Origin of the sequence: Tepidanaerobacter sp. GT38, assembly GCF_021991635.1 — a bacterium.
In the GTDB taxonomy this organism is placed as follows: Bacteria; Bacillota; Thermosediminibacteria; order Thermosediminibacterales; family Tepidanaerobacteraceae; genus DTU063.
The window spans coordinates 13,051-26,099 of sequence record NZ_JAFFJA010000018.1 but is presented as its reverse complement, the minus strand read 5'-3'; the positions used below and the strand labels follow the sequence as shown (position 1 = coordinate 26,099).

Annotated in this window: 16 protein-coding genes; all 16 read right to left on the bottom strand. The window is 36.1% G+C overall.

Features of this window, described 5'->3' with window-relative positions; translation table 11 throughout:
• Positions 1-7 precede the first annotated feature (7 nt).
• A complete protein-coding gene (gene pyrH / locus JT739_RS03920) occupies positions 8-721 on the bottom strand; it encodes a UMP kinase (RefSeq protein WP_237659789.1) in 714 nt (237 codons plus the stop codon).
• Between the two features lie 106 nt (positions 722-827).
• On the bottom strand, positions 828-1,421 hold the full coding sequence (gene tsf / locus JT739_RS03915; RefSeq protein ID WP_237659788.1) for a translation elongation factor Ts: 594 nt from the start codon (positions 1,419-1,421) through the stop codon (positions 828-830).
• A 64-nt stretch (positions 1,422-1,485) separates the two neighbouring features.
• Positions 1,486-2,187, bottom strand: a complete 702-nt coding sequence (gene rpsB / locus JT739_RS03910; RefSeq protein ID WP_237659787.1) for a 30S ribosomal protein S2 — start codon at positions 2,185-2,187, stop codon at positions 1,486-1,488.
• A 150-nt stretch (positions 2,188-2,337) separates the two neighbouring features.
• A complete protein-coding gene (locus tag JT739_RS03905) occupies positions 2,338-3,327 on the bottom strand; it encodes an AI-2E family transporter (protein WP_255688323.1) in 990 nt (329 codons plus the stop codon).
• A 58-nt stretch (positions 3,328-3,385) separates the two neighbouring features.
• Positions 3,386-3,571, bottom strand: coding sequence for a hypothetical protein (locus JT739_RS03900; protein WP_370642570.1), 186 nt, complete (start codon positions 3,569-3,571; stop codon positions 3,386-3,388).
• A gap of 73 nt (positions 3,572-3,644) precedes the next feature.
• Positions 3,645-4,751 carry a tRNA 2-thiouridine(34) synthase MnmA gene (gene mnmA, locus JT739_RS03895; RefSeq protein ID WP_370642569.1) on the bottom strand — a complete coding sequence of 369 codons (1,107 nt, stop codon included), beginning with the start codon at positions 4,749-4,751 and terminating at the stop codon, positions 3,645-3,647.
• Entirely contained in the window at positions 4,744-5,124 is a 381-nt protein-coding gene (gene nifU, locus JT739_RS03890) for a Fe-S cluster assembly scaffold protein NifU (RefSeq protein ID WP_237659784.1), read from the bottom strand. The genes mnmA and nifU overlap by 8 nt, the downstream gene beginning before the upstream one ends.
• Positions 5,117-6,292, bottom strand: coding sequence for a cysteine desulfurase NifS (nifS, locus tag JT739_RS03885; RefSeq protein WP_255688332.1), 1,176 nt, complete (start codon positions 6,290-6,292; stop codon positions 5,117-5,119). Before nifS ends, nifU begins: the two co-directional genes overlap by 8 nt.
• Before the next feature lie 48 nt (positions 6,293-6,340).
• The gene (locus JT739_RS03880) at positions 6,341-6,790 is read right to left on the bottom strand and encodes an Rrf2 family transcriptional regulator (protein ID WP_237659782.1); all 450 of its coding nucleotides are present in this window, start codon (positions 6,788-6,790) and stop codon (positions 6,341-6,343) included.
• 106 nt (positions 6,791-6,896) lie between these two features.
• A complete protein-coding gene (locus JT739_RS03875) occupies positions 6,897-7,211 on the bottom strand; it encodes a hypothetical protein (protein WP_237659781.1) in 315 nt (104 codons plus the stop codon).
• A gap of 8 nt (positions 7,212-7,219) precedes the next feature.
• Positions 7,220-8,707, bottom strand: coding sequence for a FapA family protein (locus JT739_RS03870; protein WP_237659780.1), 1,488 nt, complete (start codon positions 8,705-8,707; stop codon positions 7,220-7,222).
• A gap of 15 nt (positions 8,708-8,722) precedes the next feature.
• Positions 8,723-9,460, bottom strand: coding sequence for a FliA/WhiG family RNA polymerase sigma factor (locus JT739_RS03865; RefSeq protein ID WP_237659779.1), 738 nt, complete (start codon positions 9,458-9,460; stop codon positions 8,723-8,725).
• A gap of 11 nt (positions 9,461-9,471) precedes the next feature.
• Positions 9,472-9,963 (bottom strand): chemotaxis protein CheD, encoded by a 492-nt coding sequence (locus tag JT739_RS03860; RefSeq protein ID WP_237659778.1) that lies wholly within the window; start codon positions 9,961-9,963, stop codon positions 9,472-9,474.
• The gene (locus tag JT739_RS03855; RefSeq protein ID WP_237659777.1) at positions 9,926-10,564 is read right to left on the bottom strand and encodes a chemotaxis protein CheC; all 639 of its coding nucleotides are present in this window, start codon (positions 10,562-10,564) and stop codon (positions 9,926-9,928) included. The genes JT739_RS03860 and JT739_RS03855 overlap by 38 nt, the downstream gene beginning before the upstream one ends.
• 13 nt (positions 10,565-10,577) lie before the next feature.
• Complete coding sequence (locus tag JT739_RS03850) at positions 10,578-11,033, bottom strand: chemotaxis protein CheW (protein ID WP_237659776.1); 456 nt, start codon at positions 11,031-11,033, stop codon at positions 10,578-10,580.
• Positions 11,034-11,047: 14 nt separating this feature from the next.
• Entirely contained in the window at positions 11,048-13,048 is a 2,001-nt protein-coding gene (locus tag JT739_RS03845; RefSeq protein ID WP_237659775.1) for a chemotaxis protein CheA, read from the bottom strand.
• Between the last annotated feature and the right edge of the window lies 1 nt (position 13,049).

Here is a 13,049-nt window from a genome sequence, read left to right as displayed (position 1 = left end):
AATCCAATCAACTCCCCCTTACTACTGTCCCAATATTTTCACCTAAAATTACCCTTTTTATATTGCCGGGTGTAGAAATGCCGAAAACTATAATTGGAATGCTGTTGTCCATGCACAAGGACGTTGCTGTAGAATCCATTACCCCTAAACCTTTATTTATTACATCTATATAATCTATAGACTCAAATTTTTGCGCCGATGAATTCAAAGCTGGATCAGAATCATAAACACCATCTACTTTCTTTGCAAGCAGGATAACTTCAGCCTCTATTTCTGCAGCTCTCAAGGCTGCTGTTGTATCTGTGGAAAAAAATGGGTTACCAGTGCCTGCTGCAAAAATAACAGCTCGGCCTTTTTCTAAATGCCTTATAGCTTTTCTTCTAATATAGGGCTCTGCTATTTCTTTCATTTCAATAGCTGTCTGAACTCTCGTATCTAAACCCTTGTTTTCCAAAGCATCCTGCAAAGCAAGAGCGTTTATTACAGTAGCAAGCATCCCCATATAGTCAGCTGTTGCCCTATCCATATGTTTTGAATTCCTACCTCGCCATATATTCCCACCACCTACCACAATGGCTACTTGCACACCAAGTTTGTGGACTTCACTTATTTGTTCGGCTATGGAATTTAAAATATCTGAATCTATGCCAAAACCTTTATCTCCAGCTAATGCTTCGCCACTGATTTTTAAAACAACTCTTTTATAAACTGGTTTTTCCATCCACGGCCCTCTTTCCTAAAGAAATTCGATATTTTGTCATAAAATCCTCTTTTTTAAAAAAGAGACACTTAAATGGTGTCTCTTTTTCGGTATGTCTTAATAATCACTATACTTGTCCACGCTCAAATCGAACAAATCGGCTTACAGTAATATTCTCGCCTATAACTGCAATTTTTTCCATTATAAGCTCGGAAACTTTCTTATCAGGATCTTTAATAAAAGGCTGTTCTAAAAGGCAATTTTCTTCATAAAATTTTTCAATTCGCCCTTCTACAATTTTATCAACTATTTTTTCAGGTTTACCTTCATTCAAAGCTTGTGCTCTTAAAATTTCTTTTTCTTTCTCAAGGACTTCAGGGGGAACATCATCACGAGATAAATATTTAGGATTTGAAGCAGCTACTTGCATTGCAATATCTTTAGCTAAGCTTTTAAATTCTTCATTGCGTGCTACAAAATCAGTTTCGCAATTGACTTCAACCAAAACGCCAATACGACCATTTCCATGTACATATGATTCAATTATACCCTCAGATACAGCACGGCTTTGTTTTGTAGCTGCCTTTGCCAATCCCTTTTCTCTTAGTATGATTATGGCCTTTTCCATATCACCATTTGTTTCTACCAAGGCCTTTTTACAATCCATTATACCTGCACCGGTTTTTTCTCTGAGTTCCTTAACCTGCTCTGGAGAAATCATAAAACAACCTCCCTGTTTTAAATAAAAGGTAAGGGTTAAACAGCCCCCCTTACCTTAATCTTTGCTATTCAGCATCCATTTGTTCGCCTTGTCTACCTTCAATGACTGCATCTGCAATCTTCTCAGTCAATAATTTTACTGCTCTGATAGCGTCATCATTGCCAGGTATTACGTAATCTACTTCGTCAGGATCACAGTTAGTATCGACAATTGCAACTATTGGAATTTGTAATTTACGAGCTTCCGAAACAGCAATTCTTTCTTTTCTCGGATCCACGATAAAGACTGCCTGTGGAAGCTCAGACATATCTTTAATGCCACCCAGGTTTTTCTCTAAGCGTTCCTTCTCATGCTGTAAGTTTAGAACTTCTTTTTTCGGCAAAACCTCAAAAAGTCCTTCTTCCTCCATCTTTTCAAGCTCATTAAGCCTGTCAATTCTTTTCCTTATAGTTTTGAAGTTCGTAAGCATGCCGCCCAGCCAACGCTGATTGACATAATACATGCCACATCTTTGAGCTTCTTCCTGGATAGACTCCTGGGCCTGCTTTTTGGTCCCGACAAAAAGTATTTTACCGCCTTCAGCTGCAAGGTTTTTTACAAAATCATAAGCCTCTTCAATTTTCTTGACGGTCTTTTGAAGGTCAATGATGTAAATCCCATTTCTTTCTGTGAAAATATACTCCTTCATTTTGGGATTCCATCTTCTTGTCTGATGACCAAAATGCACTCCAGCTTCTAATAATTGCTTCATTGAAACTATTGACATTTTTTCACCTCCTAATGTTATAACCTCCGCTGATTTCATTAATCAAAGAGACCTAACGGCACCCTCTTTAAAACTTCCATCAGCGTGTGTATTTTTGCCGTTTGTTAGTATACCACAAAAACCACGTTAGTGCAAGAACTTCCAACAAATTTATGATTTTTTGCTCACAATGATTAATTTTATCAAAGCTGCTATTGGAACTGCTAGGATAAGCCCTACCAATCCAAAAAAAGTTCCGCCAATTAAAAGCGCAAAGATAACAGTAATTGGATGAAGGCCCACATGTTCTCCTACAATGTAAGGAGAAATTATTCCACTTTCTAATTGATGTATTATTATCATCGAAATAATTATCCATGGTATCTTATCAGGATATCGAAGCATAGCTATAGCTATAGCAGGCATTATCCCAATTAACGGCCCAAAATAAGGTATTATATTTGTAAAACCTGCTACTATACCTATGAGAAAGGCAAAATCTACACCTATGATAACCATGGATAGTGTCGTCAAAATGCCGATTATTAGACTTACCAACAATTGACTTCTCAAATACCTGCCTAATGTGTTGCCAAATTTTTCAAACCATTGTATTACTATTTTTCTATAAGAAGAAGGTATATAAAATATGGCGTTATGCTTTATTTTATCTAAATCCTTTAAAAAGTAAAAGCTCAGTATAGGAACTAATATGATACTGAGAATGCTCGAAAAGATGCCAATTATTGCATCTGCTACCTTTTGCAGCAAGTCAAGCAACAGTTCTTCCATTCTATTGATGTTTCTATCAACAACTTCTTGAAGGCTTATAGGCAAAGATGCAAGGTAAGTTGTCTTTATATTTGCAAAAATTCTCTGAACTTCACTTGTATAAAACGGCAGTGTATCTATTAGCTTGTTCAATTCTAAAATTATAATTGGTACTATGAATACAAGCGCAACAATAATTGAACCTATTAATATAAAATATATTAAAGCTACAGCAGCTGTCCTGTTCATTTTCTTTTCGGTTAGCATTTCAACAAGTGGATTTAATATATATGTAATAATTATAGCGAAGATAAATGGCAAAACGACTGCATACACCTTTTCCCTATTGATAAAGACATAAATTATAACCAATAATATTACAATAAACAAAAAAAGCCGGTATAAAAAAGTCCGGTTCGATAATATATTAATAGTCTTTTCACCCCTTTCAATTCCCCATAGTCAATTGCTCGCTTTTACTACCATATGGCAATAATGTGCCATCATCACAAACTTCATATACGGTAGTTTTGTTTTTTTGAATTGTAAATTCCACAAAGCACTCCCAACAATAATATTGATTAGTGCCGACTTTGCCTACTGTTTTTTTGTTACACAAAGGGCACACCACCAATGCTATCACCTCTATTTATCCATGGAATATTTTTACTGTTAATATTTTCCCCCAAAATGAAAAAAATACGCAATTAAAGCGTATTTTTTTCAAAATCACATCTTTGTTTTATAATGCCTCCACCGATTACAATGTCATCTTGATAAAAAACTACTGCTTGTCCAGGGGTTATGGCCTTTTGAGGTTCATTAAAAACTACTTTCACCATTTCGTCGCCGAAAGGCATTATTTCAGCAGGCTTTTCCTCAAAATTATATCTTATTTTTGCATTTACATTGAGTTTTCCATTAAGCTTTTCTATTGCCACCCAATTGATATTATTAGCCAAAAACTCTTTTGCATATAAGTCTTTTTCTTCCCCTAAAATTACTGCGTTATTTTCAACATCTATGTCTACGACATACAAGGGTTTTCCTGCTGAAATTCCTAGCCCCCTCCTTTGACCTATAGTATAAAAAGGTATACCCTTATGCTTGCCTAATATATTTCCTTTTGTATCAACAAAAGGTCCTTCTTCTATCTTCCCTGGAGCATTTTCACTAATAAAATCCCGATAATTAGTATTTACAAAACAAATTTCTTGGCTGTCAGGTTTATCTGCTACTGCTAAACCAATTTCATCAGCTATCTGTCTAATTTCCTTTTTTGTATAATACCCTAACGGAAAAAGAGTATGTTCTAATTGAAACTGGTTGAGATTATAGAGTGCATATGATTGGTCTTTGTCACGATCCACAGATTTTTTAAGCACATATCGTTTCGAAGCACCATCATATTCCACTTTAGCATAATGACCTGTCGCCAAGTAAAAGGCGTCAATTTCTAATGCTTTTTTCAGCAAATCTTCAAATTTAAGAAATTTATTACAGGCAATGCAGGGGTTTGGGGTTTTTCCACACAAATATTCTTTGATAAAATACTTTATGACTTTTTCATTAAAGGACTCTTTTAAATTGATTACATAATACGGAATTCCTATCTTGTCTGCTACGCGCCGCGCATCATAAACCGCTCCGATCGAACAACAGCCGCCTTCTCTAAGTTGAGTTTCATAAGGCATATCCTGCCAAATCTGCATAGTCATTCCAACTACGTCATATCCCTGCTGTTTAAGCAGATAAGCACAAACTGAACTGTCTACGCCCCCGCTCATTGCCACGACGACCTTTTTTTTATTCAACATTAACCCCTACTTTTTTCTTATAATCTTTTATTGCCTCATGCAGTGCATCTGCTGCTAGATTTGAACAGTGCATTTTTATTGGAGGTAGTCCTCCAAGAGCCTCTGCAACCTGCTTGTTGTTTATCTTTAAAGCTTCATCGATAGATTTGCCTTTGACCATTTCTGTAACCATACTGCTTGTAGCTATTGCAGCTCCACAGCCGAAAGTTTTAAATTTTATATCTTCAATTATATTGTCTTTTACTTTTATATAAATTTTCATTATATCTCCACAAACTGGATTGCCGACAGTTCCAACTCCATCAGCATCCGGGATTTCCCCCACATTTCGCGGATTTGAAAAATGATCCATAACCTTCTCATTATACATTTTTCGGTTGCTCCTTTCGTTCTGCAAATAAAGGTGACATTTCCCTTAATTTATTAACTATACCAGGAAGTACTTCCAGGACGTAATCCACATCTTCTTCGGTATTATCTCTGCCAAGTGTCAAGCGCAATGACCCATGGGCTATTTCATGAGGCAAACCTATAGCAAGCAAAACGTGTGAAGGATCCAGGGAACCGGATGTGCAGGCGGAGCCACTTGAAGCGCAAATACCTTTCATATCTAAATTCAGCAGCATCGACTCACCTTCAATAAATTCAAAAGAAAAATTGACATTATGAGGTAATCTAAGGGTTGGGTGACCGTTTAAGCGAGTATAAGGTATAGTTTCCATTATACCATTTATTAATTTATCACGCAGTTTAATAAGTTTATCGTATTGCTCTTGAAGCTCTGATTTGGCAAGTTCAGCTGCTTTTCCAAATCCAACAATTCCTGGAATATTTTCAGTTCCTGCCCTGCGTTTGCTCTCTTGAGCACCGCCTGTCATGAATGGCGAAATTTTAGTGCCTTTTCTTATATACAGTGCACCAATACCTTTTGGCCCATAAATTTTATGGGAAGACATGCTTAATAGGTCTACACCTAAGTCGTTAACATCTACGGGAATTTTACCCACTGTTTGAACGGCATCAGTATGAAAAATAATATCGGGTTTTTTCTGTTTTATTGCTTCGCCAATTGCTTTTATAGGTTCAATGGTGCCTATTTCATTGTTAGCATGCATGATTGATACCATTATAGTTTTGTCTGTAATGGCATCAACTACATGCTTAACATCAACTAAACCATATTCATCAACCGGCAAAAACGTTATTTTAAAGCCCTGTCTTTCTAAGTCTTCGCAAGTGTGCAAAACTGCATGGTGTTCAATGGCCGAAGTTATAATATGATTGCCCCTTTTTATATTAGCAGCTGCAACTCCCCTTAAAGCCCAGTTATCAGCTTCAGTCCCTCCAGAAGTGAAGTAAATTTCTTTTGCATCTGCACCTATTAGCTGAGCCACTTTCTCTCTACTGTCCTCGAGAGCTTTCTTGGCTTCTCTTCCATAAGAATAAATTGTAGAAGCATTCCCGAAGTTTTCTGTAAAATATGGCAGCATAGCTTCTACAACTTCTGGCCTGACTGGGGTAGTTCCCGCATGATCCATATATATTCTTTTCACAAAATGCCATCTCCTTTATAAATAAAGTTTATTTTACGAATAATTTCTAAAGGTCTCAGCTCTTAATTTTTTTCTTGCTTCGTTGCACATGTCTAAAAGCGTAATTGAATCAATTGTTTTAATTATGCTGTCTCTTATTTTTTCCCATACTATCCTTGATATGCAATTTTCATATTTGAGGCATTTAATTGCATCTTGCTCCAACACACAATCAACAATGCCTATTGGACCTTCTAAAGCTCTCAATACATCACCTACGGTGATTTCAGAAGGGTCACGAGTCAGCATATAACCACCATAAGCGCCTCTAACGCTTCGCACTAAACCGGCTTTTCTTAAAATAGCCATAAGTTGTTCCAAATAATATTCAGAGATCTCCTGCCTTTCAGCAATACTCTTTAGCGAAATAGGTTCATTTCCATAGTTAAGAGCTAAGTCATACATAGCTTTTAAGCCATATTGACCTTTAGTTGATAACTTCAATATACTTCTCCCCTAATTCCTATCGGATTACTCGGATTTATGGTTATAATATACTTTATGTGTTAGAAAATGTCAAGTGCTAAATAAAAAATTTATAAAGTATAGGCTATATCTTTATATCAATATAATGGCCAGACTTTTTTATAGATGTTCGTTGTTCTTTTGGATCTTGGTTTTTGCTTTGTTTTTTAGATTTTCTGTCACTGTCTCCCTTTGGTTTTTCCTGTTCTTCATTTATAATAATCCCCTCAGGTCTTGCGCGTTTGTTAACTTTTTGCCTGGAAGTTTCAAGCTGCATCTGAAATCCTGAAGCAAGTATGGCCTTTTGTGCTTCTTGATTTTCTTTTTGTAAATGTTGAATTTTTGATACCTCTGTAGATTTTGGCATCAAGGTCTGAAGGTCGACAGGTCTTACAGTCATAACAACACCTAGTCTTCATATGGCCCAAATCTTATTTGGCCTTCATAATTGTAAAAAGTAACATGATTAACCTTATCCCTGACTTTTAAACTAGCATTGCCAATTACTAAACTAACACCGGAATAACAGATATTTGAAGCTGAAATCTTTGCTCTGCCTGAATGGGACATAACCGAATCAAGACGTTCCTTTTCTTCTTTTAATTCTAGTTGCTGATTTTTTAAAGCCTCTCTGGTCAGTACAAGCTTGTCGAATAACACTTGTTTTTCCTGTGTCAACAAATTTTTTTCCTTTAATCGCTGTAATACATTTAAAGCCTGATCTATTTTAAGCAAATCTTTCTCTATATCTGCAAGCTTACTGCAAATATTTTGATAGTTGATTTTTAGTGTAGGATTAATTCCAACTTCTATTTCTGTATAAGTTGACATTGGAGAACCAATAGTTTTTGCAATAAGTTTCTCACCGGCTTTCGCAGTGCCACCCACAATTAACCCTTTTTTGCCTTCAAGTCTTATATCTCTTCCAGCAATAAGATGACTGTGCATGGCAGCTTCAAAAATAACGATATTATTTCCAGCAATTACTGTAGCATTTTCAATGTATCTTGCCGTAAAATCCTGCCCTGCTTCAAGGAATCCTTTGCCTTGCCCCTGAACTCCTCTTTTAATTACAATATTGCCTCCAACTTCAATTTGAGCCGCTTCAACAATGCCGTAAACTTCCAGATCTTGGCTGGCTTTGATTGTAAACCCGCTCTTTACATTGCCCAACACAATGACACTGCCTAGAAAGTCAATATTCCCTGTAGCTGGTCCTACATCGCCTTTGATTTCTAAAACAGGCAAAACACTTAGTTTGTTGTTATAAAAAACCGGTTGACCGTCAATATCTGCAAGCAGCTTGCTACCATCTTCTGAAACTATCACATTTTTGCCAGCATGAATTATTGGCCTTTTGCCGTCTTTAGCTTTTACAGTTTTTCCTGTAACGGTCATGCCAGGTGTGCCATTGGTAGGTGGAATAATTTCCGCTAGTAGCTGTCCTTTTTGTACGTTAATTACTAATCCTAAATTGTGGTAGTCAACAGTTCCGTCTTCAAGTAACTTAGGCTTAAGATTTCGATTGGTGTCAAAGTAAAACTGTATTTTTCCATCTTCACCATCTACTGGCGGTGTTCCAGAAGCTATGACGATTGATGTGTTAAAAATGTTATTATTTACAATTTCTCTTATTTTATTTTCATCAATACCGTACTTTATACCTTTGGCCGAAAGCTCCTCCATTATTTTTTCAAATGTAACCATTATTCCGCCTTTAGGCGGGACTACAAAAAGTGCTGCAGTCATTTTGTTATCACTTATCTCGATTTCTATTTTAGCATCTCTAATATCTGATTCATTCAGTTTATCTTCTTTTTTTTCGGTTTTGCCAATTTCAATACTTGTTCGCTCGATTGCCCAGTTCATTAAATCCTCAATTTTCTTATTATCCACCTTCTCACCTCTTTTCTATAAAATGGCTTTTTTTCTGCTTAAATGCCCTCTCAACCGTAAAATAGCTTTTGTATGAAGCTGTGAAACTCGACCCTGAGAAACATCCAAAACTTTGGCTATTTCTTTAAAATTTAAGCCCTCATAATAGTATAAAGTTATGACCAATCTTTCTTGTTGCTGAAGTTTATTAATAGCATTACCAAGGATTTTCTTGAGTTCTTGCTTTTCAGCTTGAACCTCCGGTTGATTACTGGCTTGTCCCGATTCATACCCTATTAAATCATCAAAAGCTAATACATTATAAAAAGTCGAAACTTCGGAATATAGTTGGTACAGCTCTTCCATTGTTATATTTAGGTGGTTGCAAATATCTTCATCACTGACTGAACGGCCTAAAAGCTGCTCTAATTCAGCAAAGGCATTTTGAAGTAACTTAGCCTTTTTCCTTACTCCTTGGGGGACAAAATCTATCTTTCTAAGTTCATCGATAATTGACCCCTTAATTCGTGAGTAAGCATATGTTTCAAATTGAACTCCCTTGTTTGCATCATATCTTTCTATAGCCTGCAAAAGCCCAAAAACACCGAAACTTATCAGATCTTCATATTCCAGATATGGTGGTAGGTTTATGTTCAACCGGTTTACTATATGTTTAATTAGAGGTATGTAATTTTCGATAATCTTTTCTTTGATGGAACTATCTTTAGAATTATAATAGCTCTTCCATAACTTTTCAGAATTAGCAGTTTGCATAGTACACCTCATTATAAAATCCTAACACCATGTCCAATTGTTTTAATAGTAAGCTCTCCGGTTTCGCAAAAAAACTCAATAGTCCTTCCATAATTCCCTTCTACATCTTCCGCAACAATCTTTATGTCTAACTCATTAAGCTTAGCTTTAACTGCCTCCACATTTCGTTTACCTATTTGCATAACGCTGCTCTCTGCTTTCATTTTAAACATTTGAGCGCCTCCGGCGATTTTACTTATGATATCGCTTTTTCGATTTGCACCGAGTTTAAGCATATCTTGTAACAAGGCATCAATAGCAGTATCAGCAAATTTACCCGGATTAAAATCTTTTTGACTGCTAAGTCTGCTGTCAGGAAGCATAACATGAGCTAAACCACCTATTTTTTTTACTCTATCATATAATACCACACCCACACATGAACCTAAACCTAAAGTTACTAATGTAGCCGGAGACCTGGCTGCTTTATATTCCGCCATTCCTACGCGAATTATCAGACTCAAAAGTGCTCACTCCAATAGCCTTTAAAAGTTGCTTTAACGATTTATCATCTGGAATCATAAGATAATGCAGCTTAATACCAGCTAAGCCTTCAACAAACTCTGTCTCAATCAAAAATGCTGTATCACCTAAGTATCCGTATAAACTGAGCGGAAAGCTTACGATTGCCCCTGCCATATCAAAGGCTATACTGGGAACTGAAATTTTTAGGTAGAGTTTAGTAAGCTCTGAAAGCGCTGTAACATATGAGCTTCCGATAATATTGCCTAATTCAGCTAATGCAGACTCTTCCATTTCAGAAAAATCGCGATTTATATCTCTATTATTATTTAGCAATGTTTTAGCTAATGCATATGCGTCCTCTTCTGAAATCACAATCAAAATGTTTCCGTCAATATCTCCGCTAATTCGCAAAAATATGCCTACTACCAGTTTTTCTGGCCCGCCTAATAATTCTGATACATCATTAAAACTAATTATTTTAACTTGGGGAACTTTTATGGTTATTTTTTTTGAAAGCATCATGGACAGTGCCGTAGCGGCATTGCCAGCTCCTATATTTCCTATCTCTCTTAGTGCATCAAGTTCTAAGTCAGAATACATCACAAATCCACCCTTATATTTGAGCCAATTCTTCTATTTCTTGAGGCTTTAAAAGCTTTGCTACATTAAGCAGTATCAGTAATTTTCCTTCCAGTTTGCCTACTCCGTCAAGATAGTCGGAATCAATGCTGCTGGTAATTGGCGGTGCTGGTTCAATGTCTTCCTGGGCAAGTTGCACAACCTCCGTAGCAGAATCCACAATCATACCAACTGTGATTTCATCTACAGAAACTATGATAATTCTAGTGTTTTCTGTTGTTTCGGCAGGAGGCAAGTCAAATCTTTTTCTTAAATCTATAACTGGAACTATTTCTCCCCTTAAATTAATAACCCCTTCTACAAACTTCGGAGCTTTCGGCACCCTTGTAATCGGCATCATTCTCTCTATTGTTTTAACCTGTAAAATATCTACACCATATTCCTCTTGGCCTATTTTAAATTCAACAAACTGACGAATCTTATCTGCCATTTTTAAGACCTCCCTCATATCAATTTATTTATATCAAGTATTAAGGCTACTTCACCATTGCCTAATATTGTAGCTCCTGCGATAAATTTAATATCTTTTAAGAAACTGCCAAGACTTTTTATTACTATTTCCTGTTGGCCTATAAGGTCATCCACAGCTAATCCTACATCTTTTTCACCCTTTTTTACTATTACTAAGGTTAAATTTTCTGTATTCTGATCTTGTCTGTGCGTATCTAGAACCTCGTTAAGCCTTGCTATAGGAATTACATTTCCTCTAAGTAAAATTACTTCACGCTTTTGAACTGTTTTTATTTGGTCCCTTGTTACTGTAACTGTCTCTTTTATGGAACTTAGAGGAATAGCATATTTTTCTCCACCTACCAACACCATTAGAGCCTGAATAATGGCAAGTGTTAGAGGAAGTCTAATTTGGAAGGTTGTCCCTTTATCTTTTATAAAATTAATCTCAATGGAACCGCCTAGAGATTCTATCTTAGTTTTAACTACGTCAAGGCCAACTCCTCTTCCTGAAATATCAGTAACTTTGCCTGCCGTACTAAATCCCGGCTTAAACAAGAATGATGTTATTTCATAATCCTTTAAGTTTTTTGATTGTTCTTCAGTTACGAGGCCTGCATTTACAGCTTTTTTTAGAACTTTGCTTAAGTCAATTCCTCTGCCATCGTCAGATACTTCTATAACTACATTATTTCCGTCCTGATAAGCTTTAAGATTTATAGTGCCTTGTTCAGGTTTGCCTTTGCTGATTCTTTCTTGGGGATCCTCTATACCATGGTCAGCAGCATTGCGAATAAGATGTATCAAAGGGTCTCCGATTTCATCTATTACCGTCCTGTCTAACTCTGTTTCGGCACCTTCTATAACTAAATTAATCTTTTTCGAAAGCTCTCGAGACAAATCGTGAACAACCCTGGGAAACCTATTGAAAACATTTTCTATCGGCACCATCCTAGCTTTCATTACCGCATCATGAAGGCTTGACGTAATTCGCTCCAGATATTCTATTGTTTCACGCTGGGCTTGATAGTTATTGTCTTTGATATCTTCCAATCTGGTTTTTATTATGATTAATTCGCTCACTAAATTCATCAAATTATCTAAACGTTCAATATCAACCCTAAGGGTTTTAGTAGTCTTTTTTAAATTTTTCTGTCCATTAGATGGCTTTTGCGTTGTTAAAAATGGCTTTGTCGTTTCAGCAGTATCTTTAGAATCAGCATCGTCTTCTAAATTTGCCTTTTGAACCTCAATCGAATCTTGATCTATCCTCATTACGTCTACAGTTTTAAGCTCAGATACAGAACTTAATGCCCGCAAAATATACTCTTTGTCTTTCGATGTGACCAAATATAGCGTAAACTCATTTTCAAATTTTTCATCTTCAATATCCTGAACCGATGGTTCAGTCTTTATTATATCACCAAATGCTTCCAATGTCTTAAAAACCAAGAATGCCCTGGCAGATTTTAATAGGCACTCATCAATAAGTGTTACATTTATTTTCCATATGTAAAGTCCTTGATCTATTGCTTTGCGTATTAGTCTGTCTTCATATTCATTAAAATTGAAGACGTGCTTTTTTGTATTTTCAATAGTGGTTTTTGTTTTGTTTAGATAAACATCATTTTTGCCCTTGAGCCTTTGTATAACCGTAGAAATATCCCTGTGTTGCTCTTGACCCTGTTCTTCTATATCGTTAATTAGTTCTTCTAAAATATCTACACAATTTAAAAGTGTATCAATGATTTGTTCGTTAACATTAATTTTCTGATTCCTTATTTCTTGTAAAAGATTTTCCATCTCGTGTGTTAATTCAGAAAGTTGAGTAAATCCCATGGTGCCTGACATGCCTTTTAGGGTATGAGCCGAGCGGAAAATTTCATCCACAGTCTCCTTAGTTGGATTATTTTCTAATTCCAGGAGATATCGGTTTAGATTTTCAATATGCTCTTTAGCTTCTTCTAAAAACACATCCAAATACTGATTGTTCATC